The organism is Pandoraea sp. SD6-2, from assembly GCF_000389825.1.
Taxonomy (GTDB): Bacteria; Pseudomonadota; Gammaproteobacteria; order Burkholderiales; family Burkholderiaceae; genus Pandoraea; species Pandoraea communis.
In genome coordinates this window covers 319,465-337,518 of sequence record NZ_KB944457.1, presented here as the reverse complement: position 1 = coordinate 337,518, position 18,054 = coordinate 319,465, and the positions used below count along the sequence as shown (strand labels likewise).

Genomic DNA, 18,054 nt, shown 5'->3' with positions numbered 1-18,054 from the left:
TCATGCAAGAAAAATACGTTCCCGCCGACGTCGAAGCCTCCGCCCAGTCTCACTGGCAGGCGATCGATGCCTATAAGACCACCGAGCGCGCGGACAAACAGAAATTCTATTGCGTCTCGATGCTGCCGTATCCGTCGGGCAAGCTGCATATGGGGCATGTGCGCAACTACACCATCAATGACGTGATGTACCGTCAGATGCGTATGCGCGGCTACAACGTGCTGATGCCGATGGGCTGGGACGCCTTTGGCATGCCGGCGGAAAATGCGGCCATGGCCAACGGCGTGCCGCCGGCCAAGTGGACGTACGACAACATTGCGTACATGAAGAAGCAGATGCAGGCCATGGGCCTGGCGATCGACTGGTCGCGCGAAGTTGCCACCTGCAAGCCGGAGTACTACCGCTGGAATCAGTGGCTGTTCCTCAAGATGCTCGAGAAGGGTGTCGCTTATCTGAAGACGGGAACGGTTAACTGGGACCCGATCGATCAGACCGTGCTTGCCAACGAGCAGGTGATCGACGGTCGCGGCTGGCGCTCGGGTGCGCTTGTTGAAAAGCGTGAAATCCCGATGTACTACATGCGTATCACCGAATACGCCGACGAATTGCTCGGCGACCTGGACGAACTCGGCTGGCCCGAGCGCGTGAAGGTGATGCAGCAGAACTGGATCGGCAAGAGCTTCGGCGTGAACTTCGGCTTCCCGTACGAACTCGACGGCGAGAGCAAGTTGCTGCGCGTGTTCACCACGCGTGCCGACACGATCATGGGTGTGACCTTCTGCGCGATTGCCGCCGAGCATCCGCTGGCCACGCGTCTGGCAGCCGGGCGTCCCGACTTGCAGGCGTTCATCGCCGAATGCAAGCAGGGTGGCGTCGCGGAAGCCGACATCGCCACGATGGAAAAGAAGGGGATGCCGACGGGCTTCTTCGTCACGCATCCGCTCACCGGCGACAAGGTTGAAGTGTGGATCGGCAACTACGTGCTGATGGGTTACGGCGAGGGTGCCGTGATGGGCGTGCCGGCGCACGATGAGCGCGATTTCGCGTTCGCGCGCAAGTATGGCCTGCCGATCAAGCAGGTTGTCGCGACGGCCGGCGAGACGTACTCGACGGAGGCCTGGCAGGCTTGGTATGGCGACAAGGAAGGCGGCACGCTGATCAACAGCGGCAAGTACGACGGCCTGGGCTTTGCGGCTGCCATCGACGCCATTGCCGCGGATCTCAAGGCGAAGGGCATGGGCGACAAGCAGGTCACGTTCCGTCTGCGTGACTGGGGCATTTCGCGTCAGCGCTACTGGGGCACGCCGATCCCGATCATTCATTGCGACGCGTGCGGTGCCGTGCCGGTACCCGAGAAGGATCTGCCGGTTGTGCTGCCCGAGGATCTCGTGCCGGACGGCACCGGCAATCCGCTCGCCAAGTCTGAAGCGTTCCTCAAGTGCGATTGCCCGAAGTGCGGCAAGCCGGCACGCCGTGAGACCGATACGATGGACACGTTCGTGGACTCGTCGTGGTACTTCTCGCGCTACGCCTGCCCGGACGCCGACAAGATGGTCGACGAGCGCACCAATTACTGGATGCCGATGGATCAGTACATCGGTGGCATCGAGCATGCGATTCTTCACCTGTTGTATTCGCGCTTCTGGACCAAGGTCATGCGCGATCTGGGGCTGGTGAGCTTCAAGGAGCCGGCGCAGAACCTGCTCACGCAGGGCATGGTGCTCAACGAGACGTACTATCGCGAAGACGCCTCGGGCAAGAAGACATGGTTCAACCCGCTCGACGTGCAAGTGCAATTCGACGACAAGGGCCGTCCGACCAGCGCGACGTCGAAGGCCGACGGGGCAGATGTGACGCTTGGCGGCATCGAGAAGATGTCGAAGTCGAAGAACAACGGGGTCGATCCGCAATCGCTGATCGATCAGTACGGCGCCGATACGGCACGTTTGTTCGTGATGTTCGCCGCACCGCCCGAGCAGCAGCTCGAGTGGTCGGGCGCTGGCGTTGAAGGCGCGAGCCGCTTCCTGCGCCGTCTTTGGGGCTTTGGTCAGTCGCAGGCTGCGCTGCTGCGTCAGACGGACGCCGCCATCGAGACGGCTAACCCGGCGGCTCAGGCGCTGCGCCTCGAGATTCATAGCGTGCTCAAGCAGGCCAACTACGACTATCAGCGTGTGCAGTACAACACGGTGGTGTCGGCCGCGATGAAGATGCTCAACGCCATCGAAAGCGACAAGGGCGCTGCGGGTGCTGGCGCGGTGCGCGAATGCTACGGCATTCTGTTGCGCGTGCTGTACCCGGTGGTGCCGCACGTCACGCACGGTCTGTGGGCCGAGTTGGGCTATGCCGCCCAACAGGGCGATCTGCTCGACGCTGCGTGGCCGGAAGTCGACGAAGGCGCGCTGGTGCAAGACGAAATCGAACTCGTGTTGCAGGTGGCCGGTAAGGTGCGCGGTGCCGTGCGCGTGGCGAAGGACGCTTCGCGCGAGACCATCGAGCAAGCCGCACTGGCACACGAAATGACTGCCAAGTTCGGCGAAGGCAAGCCGGTGAAGAAGGTCATCGTCGTGCCGGGCCGTCTCGTGAACGTAGTGGTCTGAGGCGGCAGCCGCTGCCGCTGGTCGATGAATTGATGACGTTTGGTGACAAGAGGGCACATCACGTGCAAATCACATCCGGGCAACGAGGCGTCGGCGTGACGCGCAGGATTTTCGGCTGGGTCGCCTTGCTGGGCTGCGCGTTGACGCTGTCCGCGTGTGGCTTCCAGTTGCGTGGCGCAAGCGAGTACGCGTTCCATCGTCTGTACATCTCGGGTGGCGGTCAGATGGCGACCGATATCTCGCGCTATATTCGCTACGGCAGCAAGGGGACGGTCGTTGTGACCGAACCCAAGGACGCCGATGCCCGGCTCGAAATCGTGAGCGCGACGGGGTCACGCTCGGCGATCAGTCTCGACGCAAACGGCCAGGCGCGCGAGTATGAAATGCGCGCCTCATTCACCTTTCAGCTCGTGACGCCGGACGGAACGCCGATCATTCCGTTGAGTACGATTCGCCTGACGCGCAATCTGCCGTATAGCGACAGCGAAACGACGGCACGCGACGCGGAAGCTGCGCTGCTCAATCGAGACATGCAGAAGGACGCCGTTGCTCAGATCATCCGTCGCATGGAAGCGGTAAAGTCCATGCCGGCGAAGAAGCCGGAAGAGTAACGCCTACCCTCATGCAACTGCGTCCCGACGCGCTCGACGCGCATCTCGCCAAGACCCTCTCGCCGATCTATACGATCTACGGCGACGAGAGCCTGCTCGTGCAGGAGGCGGTGGATCGCGTGCGTGCAGCAGCGCGTGCGGGGGGCTTCACCGAGCGTGACGTGCTCAGCGTCGAGCGCAGCTTCGATTGGGGCGCCCTTGCGAACGCGGGCCAGTCGATGTCGTTGTTCGGCGACCGCAAACTCATCGAGTTGCGCATTCCCGGCGGAAAGCCGGGCAAGGACGGGGGCGCTGCGCTCAAGGCGCACGCCGATGCTGCCAATAGCGACGTGCTGACCATCATCACGCTGCCCCGGCTCGATGCCACTGCGACCAAGTCCGACTGGTTTTCGTCGCTCGATCGCGTGGGTGTCACGATCAAGATCGATCCGGTCGACCGGAGCCGTCTGCCTGACTGGATCGCCCAACGCCTCACCGCGCAGGGACAGCGCGTCGAAGCCGGTGAGCCGGGACGTCGCGTATTGCAGTTCATCGCCGACCGCGTCGAGGGCAACCTGCTTGCGGCGCATCAGGAAATTCAGAAGCTCGGCTTGCTGTACCCATCGGGTGTGCTGGCGTTCGAGCAGGTGCAGGATGCCGTGCTCAATGTCGCGCGCTACGACGTCTTCAAGCTCAGCGAAGCTGTGCTGGCCGGCGATGCCGCCCGGCTGGTTCGCATGCTCGACGGTCTGCGCGGCGAAGGCGAGGCCGCACCGCTCGTGCTGTGGGCATTGACCGAAGAGGTTCGCACGCTTGCCAAGATCACGCGCGGGATGGCAGCCGGTAAGCCGCTTGCCATGTTGCTGCGCGAATACCGGGTCTGGGGCCCGCGCGAGCGACTGATGGAGCAGGCGGCGAATCGCGCCACGCCGGCCATGCTTGCGCAGGCGTTGCAGTTGGCGGCGCGCCTGGATCGGCAGGTCAAGGGCCTGCGTGCCGATGGCCTGCCCGGCGACCCATGGGACGGCATGCTGCAACTCGGCCTGCTGCTCGCAGGCGAGCGACCGCCGACGGCGCGCTCCGCCCGCGCATCGCGTCCGGTGCACGCCTAGCGCGCCCTAATTCCCGCCAACGCCGGCTGCCTGCACTGGCTGCCAACAGAATGCAAAGGCGACCGAGTCGCCCAAAGAACTGCCGAACCGACGATATGGATATCAAAGCCTACATGCAATCGCTGGGCCAGCATGCCCGCGAGGCGTCACGCGCCATGGCGCGTGCCGACACTGCCGCCAAGAATCGCGCATTGCTGGCGATTGCGGATGCCATCGAACGCGATGGTGCGACGTTGCAGGAAGTGAACCGCCGCGATCTCGAGCGGGCGCGCGCCAACGGTCAGGACGCTGCGTTCATCGATCGCCTCACGCTGTCCGACAAGGCGCTGCGCACGATGATCGAAGGGCTGCGCCAGATTGCCGGCCTGTCCGATCCCATCGGCGAGATCAGCAACGTGCGCGTGCAACCGAGCGGCATTCAGGTCGGTCAGATGCGCGTGCCGCTGGGCGTCATCGGCATCATTTACGAATCGCGCCCCAATGTGACCATCGACGCCGCAGCGCTTTGCCTCAAGTCGGGCAACGCGACCATTCTGCGCGGCGGTTCGGAAGCCATTGAGAGCAACACTGCGCTGGCAGCGCTCATTGCCCGGGCGCTAGCGGACACCGGACTGCCGGGTGACGCGGTGCAGGTGGTGAATACGCCCGATCGCGCGGCGGTCGGCGAACTCATCACCATGACGGAATATGTCGACGTGATCGTGCCGCGCGGTGGCAAGAGCCTGATCGCGCGTCTGATGCAAGACGCCCGCGTGCCCATGATCAAGCATCTCGATGGCATTTGCCACGTCTATGTCGACGGCCGTGCCGACCCGGCGAAGGCGCTGGCGATTTGCGAGAACGCCAAGACGCACCGTTACGGCACCTGCAACACGATGGAGACGCTGCTTGTCGATCAGCAGGCCATCGGCCAGTTGCCCGCCATTGCCCGCATGTTCCAGGGCAAGCAGGTCGAGTTGCGTGGTTGCGAACGCACGCGCGCAGCGCTGGGCAGTGCCGGCGTGACCGGGGCGGTGGCGGCGACCGAGGAAGACTGGTCGACGGAATACCTCGCACCGGTGCTGGCGATCAAGATCGTCGACGGCCTCGCACCGGCCATCGAGCACATCAATCGTTACGGCTCGCATCACACCGACGCCATTGTCACCGAGGACTACTCCGCTGCGATGCAATTCCTGCGCGAAGTCGATTCGGCAAGTGTGATGATCAACGCCAGCACGCGTTTCGCCGACGGCTTCGAGTTCGGTCTGGGCGCGGAGATCGGTATCTCGAACGACAAGCTGCACGCCCGGGGCCCGGTGGGTCTCGAGGGCCTGACGAGTCTGAAGTACGTCGTGTTCGGTCACGGCGAAGTTCGCCAGTAATCGCGTCGCCAACTACGTCCTATGAAACTGCAAGTGCTCGGCCCGGCCGATTTTCTGAAGATGCCGTGGAAGAACGGCCAGGGTGTGACGACGGAGTTGGCCGTGGCGCGACGCGCTGGCGACGACGGCTTCGACTGGCGGATCAGTACCGCGACGATCGCGGCGCCGGGGCCATTCTCCGTGTTCGCGGGAATTGACCGTTCGCTGGCAATCGTCCGGGGCGGCACACTCACGCTCAACGTCGAGGGCCGTCCGGATGTCACGCTTACGACGCGCACGCCCCCCTACGCGTTTGACGGCGAGCTGAACGTGAGCAGCACCCCGGTGCTGGAAACTGCCGGCGTGCCCATCGACGACTTCAATGTCATGACGCGTCGTGCCGAATGGCAGCACACGCTGGCGCAGCATTGTCTCGATGGGGAGGCAGTGACGTGGAAGTTGCCAGCGGATGCCAACGCGATCGCCTTCCTTTATTGCGCGCACGGACAAGTACAGGTGACTTTCGCTGATGCTCAAGCCGTGAGCGTTCCCGAGGGGCATGCGTTGCGCATCGAAGGCGGTGACACTTGTGAATTGCGTGCCGACGCCGATCCTGCCGAAGTCTTCCTGACGACGCTCTCGCGACGCTAAACACCTGGCCCTGGCTTTGCGCACTACCGTCTCGTCGTGTGGCCGTTAGAGAAGCGCGGGAGGTGTCGGGGGGAGGCACTGAGGGCCTGTGAGGGGATGGACCGGGGCGCCTTTCTGCAGCGAGTTGGGTTTATGTCTGAGAGGCGGAAAGGGGCCCCGGTCCATCTGGAGGGCGGCGTTGAGGGGGAGAGGCAATCCCCACGCTGCCTGGCTGTGGCAAAGCGCGGCGAACTCCCAAAAAAAATGCCGCTTCGAAGCAAATCGAAGCGGCATTTTTGTCTCAATCGAGCGGTATGACGCCCGAAGGCGCAATTCTCTGTCGCAGAGCTTAGGGGCGCTTAGTGACGGAAGTGACGCGTACCGGTCATTAGCATGGCGACGCTGCGTTCGTCGGCAGCGGCAATGACCTCATCGTCGCGCATCGAGCCGCCCGGGTGAATCACGCAGGTGGCGCCTGCGTCGACCACCACGTCCAGGCCGTCACGGAACGGGAAGAACGCGTCCGATGCCACCGCCGAGCCGATCAGCGACAAACCTGCGTTCTGTGCCTTGATGCTGGCGATACGTGCCGAGTCGACGCGGCTCATCTGGCCGGCACCCACGCCCAGCGTCATGCCGCCAGCGCAGAACACGATAGCGTTCGACTTGACGTACTTCGCCACGCGCCACGCGAAGAGCAGATCTTCCATTTCCTTCGGCGTCGGATGACGCTTCGTCACCACACGCAGTTCATGCGGGGCCACGTTCTTGGCGTCCGGCGACTGAACGAGCAGACCGCCGCCCACACGCTTGAAGTCGTATTGATTCACGCCGTTGCCCAGCGGGACTTCCAGCAGGCGCACGTTCTGCTTGGCAGCGAAGATTTGCTTGGCGGCGTCGGTAAACGACGGGGCGAGCAGCACTTCCACGAATTGCTTGACCACCGATTGTGCAGTCGCTTCGTCAACTTCGCGGTTGAACGCGATGATGCCGCCGAAGGCCGACGTCGGATCGGTCTGGAATGCCTTCGCGTACGCTTGCGCGGGCGTGGCGGCTACGGCCACGCCACACGGATTTGCGTGCTTGATGATGACGCAGGCCGGGGCGTCGAACGTCTTCACGCATTCCCAGGCGGCATCGGCGTCGGCAATATTGTTGTACGACAGTTCCTTGCCCTGAAGCTGGCGATAGTTCGCGAGCGAGCCTTCCGGTGTGACGATGTCGCGGTAGAAGGCGGCGCTTTGGTGCGGGTTCTCGCCATAACGCATGTCCTGCACCTTCGTATACGCCAGATTCAGCGTAGCCGGGTAGGCGGAGCGCTCGCTGTGACGCAGCGACTCGTCAAGGCTCGTGAGGTAGTTCGTGATCGCGCCGTCGTACTGGGCCGTGTGGGCGAACACCTTGGTCGCCAGACGGAAGTTCGTGGCGTAGCCGACCGTGTTGCCGTTCGCCTTCATTTCATCGAGCACCACGGCGTAGTCGGCCGGATCGACGATCACGGTGACATCGCGGTGGTTCTTCGCCGCCGAGCGCAGCATGGTCGGGCCACCGATGTCGATGTTCTCGATGGCGTCTTCGAGCGAGCAATCATCGCGGGCGATGGTCTGTACGAACGGATACAGATTCACGACAAGCAGATCGATCGTCGGAATGTCGTGTTTCTCGAGCGCGGCCATATGCTCGGGCAGATCGCGGCGGGCCAGAATGCCGCCGTGCACCTTCGGATGCAGCGTCTTCACGCGCCCGTCGAGCATTTCCGGAAAACCGGTGTAGTCGGCCACTTCGGTCACCTTCAAGCCGGCTTCTGCCAGCAGTTTGGCGGTGCCGCCAGTGGAGAGGATCGACACGCCCTGAGCAGCGAGCGACTTGGCGAAGTCGACGATGCCGGTCTTGTCGGAGACGGAAATGAGAGCTTGCTTGATCATGACGGACGGTAGTGAAGCGGCAAAAACGGGCGAGTTGGGCGAATGGCTGGGCGCAACGGTTAGAGCAGGCCGTGCTGCTGCAACTTCTTGCGCAGCGTGTTGCGGTTGATTCCCAGATATTCGGCGGCGAGCGACTGGTTGCCGTCGGCCTTGCCGAGCACGAACTCGAGCAGCGGCTTTTCAACGACCGAGACGACCATATCGTAGACATCGTGTGGCCGTGCGCCATCCAGATCGCGGAAATACGAATCCAGACTGTCGCGCACGCATTGTTCTATGTTTGTTTTGCTCATGCTGCTAATAGCTCCCTCGGCGATTCTTGTTCATAGCAGAGGCGGTCCGAGTGCGCCTTCTGCTGTTCGAAAAACTCGTTGACCGCAGCCAACTGTTCCTGCGTGGTGTCGAGCGTATTCATACGCTGGCGGAACGTGGCAGCCCCAGGCAGGCCACGCGAATACCACGCGATATGCTTGCGCGCGGTCCGCACACCGGTGTACTCCCCATAAAACTCGTAATGGTCTTCGAGGTGTTCGTTCATGATCTGCTGGATCTCGTCGACGCGCGGCGGCAAAGCAATCTCGCCCGTCGTGAGAAACAACTCAATATCGCGGAACAACCACGGGCGTCCCTGCGCGGCGCGGCCGATCATGATGGCGTCCGCGCCGGTGACTTCGAGCACATGCTTCGCTTTCTGCGCCGTAGCGATATCGCCGTTGGCCACCACCGGAATACGTGCGGCGGCCTTTACGGCGGCGATGGTCTCGTACTCCGCGTCGCCGTGATACAGATCGGCGCGGGTGCGGCCGTGAACCGTCAGCATGCTGATGCCGCACGCTTCGGCAATACGGGCGACCGTGAGGGCATTCTTGTGTTCGCGGTCCCAGCCCGTGCGAATCTTGAGCGTGACCGGCACCACGTCGCCCACGGCGCCAACGACGGCGGACACGATTCGGGCGACGAGCGGTTCGTTTTGCAGGAGGGCCGATCCGGCGGCAACGTTGCAGACTTTCTTGGCCGGACAGCCCATGTTGATGTCGATGATCTGTGCGCCGCGTTCCACGTTATAGCGGGCGGCCTCGGCCATCATGGCCGGGTCGGCGCCGGCAATTTGCACCGAGATCGGGGCGACTTCGCCAGCGTGATTCGCCCGGCGCATCGTCTTCTCGCTCTTCCAGAGCTGTGCGTTCGACGCCACCATCTCCGAGACGGCATAACCCGCGCCGAGTCGTTTGCACAACTGGCGGAACGGCCGGTCCGTCACACCCGCCATGGGAGCGACAAACAGGTTATTGCGGAGTTCGTGGGGGCCAATACGCACGATGAAGGGAAAAGGCGGGAAAAAGTTTGTATTTTACTGCGAAAACCCGTTCCCGTCGCCTAAAAAATGTGCAAATCGTTCGGGAGGGTTTGCCGGGAAAGCCCGGTTCAGCCGCGCTGGCCGAACAGCATCTGGCGAGCGAAGGCGGTTTTGACCGGCGGGACGAGGTCGAGACCGGCCAGCGCCATGCCGCGCAGAACGGCGACAGGCGCGGCGTCGATGCCGAAGACGCGAGGCAGCAGATCGGTAATGCGGATCGTGAGGCCGCGGTCGGCGCGACGCCGGCGGGCGAAGGCGGTGAGCGCGGCGGGGCCCGGCACGCCATGGTGGTGGGGGGCACTGTGCGCGTTGCGCACCAGCGTGTCGGCCAGATCGAAGGCGTCGCGCAGGCCAAGGTTCAGGCCTTGTCCGGCGACCGGGTGGAGCGTTTGCGCGGCGTTGCCGATGGCGGCGATGCGGCCGTCGACGACGTGCCCGAGGGCGTTCAGGCCCAATGGGAAACCGGCGCGGGCGGTCACCGATGTGAACCGGCCCATGCGGTCGCCGAACGCCGTGTGCAGTTCCGTGAGGAACGACGCGTCGTCCATCTCCCGACGGCGTTTCGCCTCGGCGTGCGAGCAACACCACACCAGCGCGTAGCCGTTTTCCTGCGGTAGCAGTGCCAGCGGGCCGTCCGGGGTAAAGCGTTCCCATGCCCAGCCGATACGCGGCCGCTCGCAGGTGACGAAGCTGACGAGCGCCGTCTGACCGTAGTCGCGCGCGCGTGGGCGAGCCGTCTGGCTCTCGAACAGGCCACCCTCTGCGTTCACGGCAAGCGTGGCGTGCAACGTGTGCGCCTCGTCGTCGACCGAGGTGCCGAGGGTGATCGTGACCTGTTGGGAATCCTGACGCAGGGCGATTGCCCGATAGGGGCGGAAGTGATGCAGGCCCGGTGCGTCTTGCGAAGCGGGCGACGATGGGGCGGCGGGGGCGTGCTCGAAGCGGGCAGGAACGCGTGACATGGCAGCGTCCAGCGCGCGCATCAGCGCGCCGTATCGCACCACGTAACCCAGCGCGGGAACGCCGTGATCGAGATAGTCGATTTCCGTGCTGCCGAAGCGTTGTGCCTGCGAGACGTGGATATGCTGAATCGGTGTGCTGTCGAGCCCCAACCCGCTGTGCGGCCATGCGCCGGCGCGCGTGAGAATCTCGCGGCTACCGTGCGAGAGGGCGAGTGTGCGCGGGTCGTCGTAACCGGCCTGTGCGCTGCGCCCATCCACCAGCGCGATGCGCAATTGCGGCGCGCGTTGCGCAAGCATCAGCGCGAGCGCCGTGCCGACAGGGCCGGCACCAACGATCGCCACGTCGAACCGCCGGACCGGATGTTCGTCCGCCGTGGGCGAGGCGGGTGTCGGCGAGGCGGGGGGCTGGGCGTGCGTCATCAGCCGCGCATCAGGGCTTCGATCTCGTCGGCATCGACCGGCACGCCGCGCGTGAGCAGCGTGCAGCCGTCTGCGGTCACGACCGCATCGTCTTCGATACGAATGCCGATATTCCAGTAGCGCTCGTCGATGTCCGGCGCGGGCCGCACATAGATGCCGGGCTCGATGGTCGTCACCATGTTCGCGGCCAGCGTCCGCCACGGACGTTCGCCGTTCGCACCGTCCTCGCGGTACTCGCCGCAATCGTGCACGTCCATGCCGATCCAGTGCCCCGTGCGGTGCATGTAGAAGCGGCTGAACGACTTGTTGGCGATGACGTCGTCGAGGCTGCCGGCGATGTCGCGCTTGAGAAGGCCAGTGTCGAGCATGCCCTGTGCGAGCACGCGCACGGCAGCGTCGTGGGGCGCATCGAAGCGCACGCCGGCGCGTGTGGCGTCAATGGCGGCTTGTTGCGAGGCGAGCACGATATCGTACAGCTCGCGCTGTGCGGGGGTGAACTTGCCGTTCACCGGGAACGTGCGTGTGATGTCCGAGGCGTAGCCGTCCAGTTCGCAAGCCGCATCGATCAGACACAGATCGCCGTCGCGCAACTCCGTGTCGCCCGCGCGATAGTGCAGCACTGTGGCGTTGGCGCCGGTGGCGACAATCGAGCCGTAAGCCGGGAATTGCGAACCGTTGCGGCGGAATTCGTACAGCAGCTCGGCTTCGAGATGATATTCACGCAGCCCTGGGCGCGATGCCTTCATCGCACGCACATGGGCATCGGCCGAAATCTTGCCGGCGCGCGCCATGATGTCGATTTCGACGCGGTCTTTGACCAGACGCATCTCATCGAGAATCGCGCGGATATCGCGTGCGGCCGACGGGGCGGACACCCCCGTGCGGCTTTGCGCACGTACCGCGCTCAACCAGTGACGCACCTGACGATCCTGCTGGGCCGAAGCGCCGAGCGCATAGAAGAGCGCGGGAGCGTCGGCCAGCAGTTGCGGCAAACGCGTATCGATCTCGTCGATGGGGTAGGCAGCGTCGAAACCGAAGGTCTCGCGTGCGGCTTCCGGGCCGTAGCGATAGCCGTCCCAGATCTCGCGTTCTTCGTTCTTCGCGCGGCAGAACAGGATCGAGTGCCCCGTGCGGCTGTCGAGTACGACGACCGCTTCGGGCTCCGTGAAGCCCGACAGGTAATAGAAATAGCTGTCGTGACGGTAGGGGTAGTCGCTGTCGCGGTTGCGCGGCACTTCCGGCGCCGTCGGCAGAATGGCGACGCCGCCACCGGCCTTGCGCATCTGTTCGATGACTCGCTCGCGGCGGGCACGGTAAGGGGAATCAGACATCGCGGGCTCCATTTCGTCTATTCGTTCGAGTTCAGGCGTGTTCGGATGTATTCAGGCGATTCTACTGCCGGGGGCGAGGTCTTGCCGGGCGCGCACGTCGGCATCCAGGTCGGCGAGCTGTGCCGGGGTGCCAACGTTTTCCCAGATGCCATCGAAGCGCTCGCCGCTTGCCTGGGCGGCGGCAATCGAGCGCTGATACAGCGGCGTGAGCGCCATGCGCGTGCCGGGGGCGATGCCGTCGAACAGGCGCAGGTCGTACAGCGCAATATTGCCGAACGTCAGCGGGCTGGATGCGGCCGGCGCGGTCTCGGGCAGATACAGACGCCCTGTCGCGTCGAGCGCGAAGTCTCCTGCCGGATGAAACGGCGGGTTCGGCACCATCACCAGATGCATTCCAGGCGCGGACTGTGCGGCCATACGCGCAGCCTGCGGACGCAACGATGCGTAATCGAACGCCGTGAACACATCGCCCGAAATTGCCAGAAATATGTTGCCGGCCCCTTCGAGCAACGCACGCGCCTTCGCAATCCCGCCGGCGGTCTCGAGCGCCTCGGCCTCGGCCGAGTAAGCGAGCCGCACGCCGAACGCGCCGCCGTCGCCAAGCGCGGCTTCGATCTGCGCACCCAGCCAGGCGTGATTGATGACGATGTCCGCGAAGCCCGCGCGCGCGAGCGCTTCGATCTGCCACACGATGATCGGTTTGCCGCCAACGCTCAGCAGCGGCTTGGGCGTGACGTCGGTGAGCGGGCGCATGCGTTCGCCGCGTCCGGCAGCGAAGATCATCGCTTTCATTGCTGTCATGCGGCGCGCCTCAGAACGTGTAGCCGACGTCGACCTGCTGGCCGGTCAACTCGTCGAGCAGCTTGGCCAGCGGGCGCAACGGCGCGTAACGATCGGCAACCTTGCGCGCGTACTCGATGAAACGCGGGGTATCGGCCAGATAGCGCGGCTTGCCGTCCCGATAGTTGATGCGCGCAAAAATGCCGAGCACCTTCAGGTGGCGTTGCAGGCCCATCCATTCTGCCTGCCGGTAGAACTCGCCGAAGTCCGGGTCGACCGGCAGGCCGGCCTTGCGGGCGCGTTCCCAGTAATAGGCCAGCCAGTCGAGCTGGCGCTCTTCATCCCAACTGCGAAACGCGTCGCGCATGAGCGAAATGACGTCGTAGGTGAGCGGGCCGTAGACGGCATCCTGAAAGTCGAGAATGCCCGGCCCCGTGGTGCCCGGCAGGCCTGGCATCAGATTGCGGGGCATGTAGTCGCGGTGCACGAACACCTTGGGTTGCGCGAGGGCATTGTCGATGAGCAACTGATTGATGCGATCGAGCGTGGCCCGTTGATCCGCGCCCAATTCCACCTTCAGATGCCTGCCGACATACCAATCCGGGAACAGGTCGAGTTCACGCCGGAGCAGCGCCGTATCGTAGGGAGGCAACACATTCGGCCGCGAGCTTTTCTGCCAGACGATCAAGGCGTCGAGGGCGGCGCGCATGAGCGTGCGCGCGTTCTCCTCGTTGATCACGTCGAGATACGTCTCGCGTCCGAGATCCGTCAGCAGAAGGAAACCCTGCGCGAGATCCTCGGCCAGCACCTTCGGCGCTTGCAAGCCCGCTTCGTCGAGCAATTGGGCGACGTGAACGAACGGGCGGCAATCCTCCTGCGGCGGCGGCGCGTCCATCACGATCAGGCTCGGATGGGCCGGATCGTGACTGCCGATGCGAAAGTAACGCCGGAAGCTGGCGTCTGCCGACGCCGGTGCCCACTGTGTCATGTCGAGCGCAAACGGTTCGGCCACGCTGGCGAGCCAGTCGCTCAGGGCTTTCAGGCGGGGATCGGCGGCGTCGGAGAGCGAGTGGGAAGCGTTGGAAACACTCGCGGCGGCAATGGGGTGTGCGGTCATGATGGGGGCGGTAAACGTCTTGCCATATAATACCCGATCATGTTTTCCCGACGCCCTGATTCTCGACCTCGATCGACCGTCCCGAATGTCCCGGCCAAGCCGTGCAGACATCCGGGATTGGCTGCCCGCAAGCGGCGCCACGATTGTCACGCTGTTTGCGTACATGCCGGATAAACAAGTCCATACGAATGATGATTCTTCGCTGCGTCGCCTGATGCGTACGCGGCGTAAGCCGCTGGCACTCCTGCTCTCCCTTCCCGGAGTGTGGTGTTCGCTTGCCGGCGCACAGGAAGCCCCCCCGCCCGATATCGCCAGGAGCGACGGTCTCGTGCTGCGCACGGTGCCGGCACTTGTCGATAACCCGTTGGGTGCTGGTGAAGATGTGCCGATGTACGTGCGCGGCATGCACCTGACTGGCCGGACCAACGTGGATGCGACGGTCGATGACGACGCCGAGGCGCGCAAATACCGCCAGTTCGTGAAGGGCGACCGCCTGACGTACGACCAGGACTCGGATGAAGTCGTGGCGCGCGGCAATGCGCGTCTTTCTCAGGGCGGGAATCTGTTCGTGGGCCCCGAGGCCCATATGTATACCGGCGCGGGCGACGGCTACATGCTGACGCCGACTTACCGGCTGGTATCGGGTGGTGGCGGCAAGTCGGAGCGGGCGGACATCGAGGCGAACAACCTCGTGACGTTGCAGCGAGGCACCTATTCGGCTTGCGCATGTACGGACGAAGGCCAGACACCGGCCTGGTACATCAAGGCGTCCGAGTTCGAGTTCGATCAGGAGCAACAGGAAGGCACGGCGTATAACGGCATTCTGTTCTTTCAAGGCGTGCCGATTTTCGCCAGCCCGTACCTGTCGTTCCCGACGTCGAACGAACGCCGCTCAGGCTTCCTGGCGCCGACGTTCACGCAGTCGACCCGTACGGGCTTCGAGCTGTCCACGCCGTACTACTTCAACATCGCGCCGAATCGTGACCTGACGATCACGCCCCGCTTCATGACCAAGCGGGGTGTGATGCTCATTGGTGACCTCCGCTATCTTGAGCCGACTTACGCAGGGTTGTTCCACCTTGAGTATCTGCCGAAGGATCGCGTGACGGGCGACGCCCGTTACACGTTCACGTGGCAGCATAGTCAGTCGCTCGGCTACGGCGTGAACGGCTATGTCAACTTTTCGAAGGTATCGGACGACACCTATCCGGACGACTTCGGTGCTGGCACCAACTTCCAGACGGGGGTACAACGCGTCTACAACCGCGAAGCTGGGTTAACGTGGGGCTACGGCAACTGGTCGTTCCTCGCACGGGTGCTGAAATATCAGACGCTCGCACCAAGTGCGCCGCAGTACGAGTCGGTGCCGGAGCTGTCGGCGACATACAACAAGCTCGATTTCCACGGTTTCGATTTCACGATGCCGATCCGGTACAACCGGTTCCAGATCGCATCGTCGACGGGCCAGCCGAATGGCGAGCGGCTCTATGCGCAGCCGACGTTGAGCTACCCGATTCTGACGCCAGGCTACTTCGTCGTACCGAAGGTCATCTTCAATGCGGCTTCGTACAACGTCAATTACCCGAACGGATCGATGATGCAATCGTCGATTACGCGTACCGTACCGACGTTCAGCTTCGATACCGGGTTGACGTTCGAGCGCCCGGTGAACCTATTCGGTACGGCGATGCGGCAAACGTTGGAGCCCCGCCTGTTCTACGTGTATACGCCGTATCGCAATCAGAGTTCGATCCCGATCTTCGACGGTGCGGTTTCTGACTTCAACCTCGCCGAAATTTTCAGCGAGAACTCGTTCATCGGCGTCGATCGGATTCAGGATGCCAATCGCGTCACGATGGCGCTGACGTCGCGCCTGATTGATGCGGAGTCGGGCGTGGAGCGTGGCCGTGTCTGGTACGCGCAGCGTTACAACATTCAGCAATCTCTGGTGACGATGCCGGGCGGCAAGCCGGAAGACGCCGGCGTGTCCGACTTCCTGGTCGGTGGTTCGGCGCTGCTGTATAGCAACATCACGTTCACGTCGAACGTGCAGTACAGCCCGAATACGTCGCAGTTCAACCGGGGGGACGCGGGCATTACATGGCGTCCGGGCGAGCGCCGCGTATTCAACCTGTACTATCGTTACCTGCGCAATCCCGCGCCGGTCGTGGGACAAACCGCATTGTCGATCACGCCGATCAACCAGGTCGAACTTTCCGGTCAATGGCCGATCACACCGCGTCTCGGGGTTGTCGGGCGTTTGAACTACAGCATTACCGACAAGACGTTCATCGATGCCCTGGCGGGTTTCGAGTATGATGCCGACTGCTGGGCCTTCCGGGTGGGGCTCCAGCGGTACGCGACCAATGCCACTACGACGACCTCGCGCATCTTCGCTCAGTTGGAGTTGAAGGGCTTGACCAAGTCCGGCAACAGTGCCACAGAAGCCTTCAAGGTCGGGGTGCCGGGCTATCAGGCGCCGCCGACGAACCAGATTCCTTCTCGATTCAGCAACTATGAATGACATGTTTGTGAAGCGTGCCTCGCTGCTGGCGGGCCTGTGTCTCGCGGCAGGGGTGGCAGTGGCTCAGCCGGCGCCGGTCAGCGCCAAAGCCGCCGGTGCGCCTGCGTCGACCTCACGTGCGGTCGATTCCATCGTGGCCGTGGTCAACGACAGCGTGATCACGCGCAAGGAACTCGACACGCGGATCGAGGAGGCCAAGCACCAGCTCACGCTTGCCAAGCGTCCGATTCCGGACGCCGACATGCTGCAGCGTCAGGTGCTCGAGCAAATGATCATCACGCAGGTGCAGCTCCAGCGTGCCAAGGATGACGGCATCGTGGTGAAAGACGCCGATGTCGAGCAGGCACTGCAACGCATTGCCGCCGACAACCGTCTGAGCGTCGATCAGTACAAGGCGCGCCTGTTGCAGGCCGGTGTGCCCTGGGACGCGTTTCGCAAGGAAGTGCGCGAACAGATCATTCTGGCGCGTCTGCGCGATCGCGAAGTCGACAGTCAGGTGCAGGTCAGCGACTCGGAGATCAACACGTTCCTCGCGGCGCAGCGTGGCGCGGCGGCAACCCCGTCGGCACCCGAATACCGTTTGAGCGAAATCCTCGTGAAGCTGCCTGACGGCGCAACGCCCGATCAGGTCAGCGCCGCACAGAAAAAGGCCAACGAGGCCCTGGACAAGGCAAAGGCCGGGGGTGACTTCGCCGCGTTGGCAAAGCAGTATTCGGATGCCTCCGACGCCGCCAACGGTGGCGACATGGGCTTTCGCATTCCCGAACGTATTCCCGATCTGTACCTGAATCAGATTCAGACGCTGCAGCCGGGCACCGTGGTGCCGCAGGTGCTCCGCAGCAACAACGGCTTCCACGTCATCAAACTGGTCGAGACCCGCAAGCAGGGTGGCGATCAGGGCATGACCGTACCGCAGATCCACGCGCGTCACATCCTGATCCGGGTGGGCGACGGTGTGTCGGAAGCACAGGCACGTCAGAAGCTGCTCGACATCAAGGCGAAGGTCGAATCGGGCAAGGGCGATTTCGCCGACTTCGCGCGCCAGTTCTCGGTGGACGGCTCGGCGTCGCAGGGCGGCGATCTCGGCTGGATCTCGCCGGGCGAGACGGTGCCGGCGTTCGAGCGAGCCATGTCCGAACTCAAGGACGGTCAGATCAGCGACCCGGTGCGCTCGGAGTATGGTTATCACCTGATTCAGGTGCTGGGACACCGCGAGTCGCAAGTCTCGGGCGATCAGGAGCGCAATCTCGCGATGCAGGAACTGCGTGGCCGCAAGGCAGAGCAGCAGTACCGCGACTGGTTGCAGCAACTGCGCGACAGCGCTTACGTCGACTATCGTCTGAGCAGCGCGCAGCAGTAAGCACTG

At 63.5% G+C, this 18,054-nt stretch carries 14 protein-coding genes; 7 read left to right on the top strand and 7 right to left on the bottom strand.

Translation table 11 applies throughout. The features are described 5' to 3' along the window. The first annotated feature begins 2 nt into the window (after window positions 1-2). The 5 genes from leuS to C266_RS24725 all read left to right on the top strand — a co-directional run bounded on the left by leuS (window position 3) and on the right by C266_RS24725 (window position 6,293). Window positions 3-2,597 (top strand): leucine--tRNA ligase, encoded by a 2,595-nt coding sequence (gene leuS / locus C266_RS24745; protein ID WP_010803987.1) that lies wholly within the window; start codon window positions 3-5, stop codon window positions 2,595-2,597. Window positions 2,598-2,692: 95 nt separating this feature from the next. Then, window positions 2,693-3,208 (top strand): LPS assembly lipoprotein LptE, encoded by a 516-nt coding sequence (gene lptE, locus C266_RS24740; protein WP_036664525.1) that lies wholly within the window; start codon window positions 2,693-2,695, stop codon window positions 3,206-3,208. An 11-nt stretch (window positions 3,209-3,219) separates the two neighbouring features. Then, window positions 3,220-4,299, top strand: coding sequence for a DNA polymerase III subunit delta (holA, locus tag C266_RS24735; RefSeq protein ID WP_010803989.1), 1,080 nt, complete (start codon window positions 3,220-3,222; stop codon window positions 4,297-4,299). A 95-nt stretch (window positions 4,300-4,394) separates the two neighbouring features. After that, window positions 4,395-5,663 carry a glutamate-5-semialdehyde dehydrogenase gene (locus C266_RS24730; protein WP_010803990.1) on the top strand — a complete coding sequence of 423 codons (1,269 nt, stop codon included), beginning with the start codon at window positions 4,395-4,397 and terminating at the stop codon, window positions 5,661-5,663. A gap of 21 nt (window positions 5,664-5,684) precedes the next feature. Then, window positions 5,685-6,293 carry a HutD family protein gene (locus C266_RS24725; protein ID WP_010803991.1) on the top strand — a complete coding sequence of 203 codons (609 nt, stop codon included), beginning with the start codon at window positions 5,685-5,687 and terminating at the stop codon, window positions 6,291-6,293. A gap of 338 nt (window positions 6,294-6,631) precedes the next feature. Here the strand turns inward: C266_RS24725 and purH are convergent, their stop codons facing one another. From purH to C266_RS24690, 7 genes are all read right to left on the bottom strand, one after another. Beyond that, complete coding sequence (purH, locus tag C266_RS24720; protein ID WP_010803992.1) at window positions 6,632-8,197, bottom strand: bifunctional phosphoribosylaminoimidazolecarboxamide formyltransferase/IMP cyclohydrolase; 1,566 nt, start codon at window positions 8,195-8,197, stop codon at window positions 6,632-6,634. Between the two features lie 59 nt (window positions 8,198-8,256). Then, the gene (locus tag C266_RS24715) at window positions 8,257-8,490 is read right to left on the bottom strand and encodes a Fis family transcriptional regulator (protein WP_010803993.1); all 234 of its coding nucleotides are present in this window, start codon (window positions 8,488-8,490) and stop codon (window positions 8,257-8,259) included. Then, window positions 8,487-9,515, bottom strand: coding sequence for a tRNA dihydrouridine synthase DusB (gene dusB / locus C266_RS24710; RefSeq protein WP_081636400.1), 1,029 nt, complete (start codon window positions 9,513-9,515; stop codon window positions 8,487-8,489). Before dusB ends, C266_RS24715 begins: the two co-directional genes overlap by 4 nt. Before the next feature lie 107 nt (window positions 9,516-9,622). Then, window positions 9,623-10,936 carry a UbiH/UbiF/VisC/COQ6 family ubiquinone biosynthesis hydroxylase gene (locus C266_RS24705; RefSeq protein WP_010803995.1) on the bottom strand — a complete coding sequence of 438 codons (1,314 nt, stop codon included), beginning with the start codon at window positions 10,934-10,936 and terminating at the stop codon, window positions 9,623-9,625. Then, window positions 10,936-12,267: an aminopeptidase P N-terminal domain-containing protein gene (locus tag C266_RS24700; RefSeq protein ID WP_144265923.1), complete on the bottom strand. Its 1,332-nt coding sequence runs from the start codon at window positions 12,265-12,267 to the stop codon at window positions 10,936-10,938. The genes C266_RS24705 and C266_RS24700 overlap by 1 nt, the downstream gene beginning before the upstream one ends. A gap of 51 nt (window positions 12,268-12,318) precedes the next feature. After that, on the bottom strand, window positions 12,319-13,059 hold the full coding sequence (gene murU, locus C266_RS24695; RefSeq protein ID WP_036664337.1) for an N-acetylmuramate alpha-1-phosphate uridylyltransferase MurU: 741 nt from the start codon (window positions 13,057-13,059) through the stop codon (window positions 12,319-12,321). A 19-nt stretch (window positions 13,060-13,078) separates the two neighbouring features. Beyond that, a complete protein-coding gene (locus C266_RS24690) occupies window positions 13,079-14,164 on the bottom strand; it encodes an aminoglycoside phosphotransferase family protein (RefSeq protein ID WP_010803998.1) in 1,086 nt (361 codons plus the stop codon). 214 nt (window positions 14,165-14,378) lie between these two features. Between C266_RS24690 and C266_RS24685 the strand changes: the two genes are divergently transcribed. Together C266_RS24685 and C266_RS24680 are read left to right on the top strand one after the other, a co-directional pair. After that, window positions 14,379-16,688 (top strand): LPS-assembly protein LptD, encoded by a 2,310-nt coding sequence (locus tag C266_RS24685; RefSeq protein ID WP_168162954.1) that lies wholly within the window; start codon window positions 14,379-14,381, stop codon window positions 16,686-16,688. Beyond that, window positions 16,681-18,048, top strand: coding sequence for a peptidylprolyl isomerase (locus C266_RS24680; protein ID WP_010804000.1), 1,368 nt, complete (start codon window positions 16,681-16,683; stop codon window positions 18,046-18,048). Before C266_RS24685 ends, C266_RS24680 begins: the two co-directional genes overlap by 8 nt. Window positions 18,049-18,054: the final 6 nt, after the last annotated feature.

Bases quoted from the DNA above. Each gene is read 5' to 3' on its own strand.
- leuS (WP_010803987.1), top strand. From the start codon at position 3: ATGCAAGAAAAATACGTTCCCGCCGACGTCGAAGCCTCCGCCCAGTCT.
- holA (WP_010803989.1), top strand. From the start codon at position 3,220: ATGCAACTGCGTCCCGACGCGCTCGACGCGCATCTCGCCAAGACCCTC.
- C266_RS24730 (WP_010803990.1), top strand. From the start codon at position 4,395: ATGGATATCAAAGCCTACATGCAATCGCTGGGCCAGCATGCCCGCGAG.
- C266_RS24725 (WP_010803991.1), top strand. From the start codon at position 5,685: ATGAAACTGCAAGTGCTCGGCCCGGCCGATTTTCTGAAGATGCCGTGG.
- purH (WP_010803992.1), bottom strand. From the start codon at position 8,197: ATGATCAAGCAAGCTCTCATTTCCGTCTCCGACAAGACCGGCATCGTC.
- C266_RS24715 (WP_010803993.1), bottom strand. From the start codon at position 8,490: ATGAGCAAAACAAACATAGAACAATGCGTGCGCGACAGTCTGGATTCG.
- C266_RS24705 (WP_010803995.1), bottom strand. From the start codon at position 10,936: ATGACGCACGCCCAGCCCCCCGCCTCGCCGACACCCGCCTCGCCCACG.
- C266_RS24700 (WP_144265923.1), bottom strand. From the start codon at position 12,267: ATGTCTGATTCCCCTTACCGTGCCCGCCGCGAGCGAGTCATCGAACAG.
- murU (WP_036664337.1), bottom strand. From the start codon at position 13,059: ATGAAAGCGATGATCTTCGCTGCCGGACGCGGCGAACGCATGCGCCCG.
- C266_RS24690 (WP_010803998.1), bottom strand. From the start codon at position 14,164: ATGACCGCACACCCCATTGCCGCCGCGAGTGTTTCCAACGCTTCCCAC.
- C266_RS24685 (WP_168162954.1), top strand. From the start codon at position 14,379: ATGCGTACGCGGCGTAAGCCGCTGGCACTCCTGCTCTCCCTTCCCGGA.
- C266_RS24680 (WP_010804000.1), top strand. From the start codon at position 16,681: ATGAATGACATGTTTGTGAAGCGTGCCTCGCTGCTGGCGGGCCTGTGT.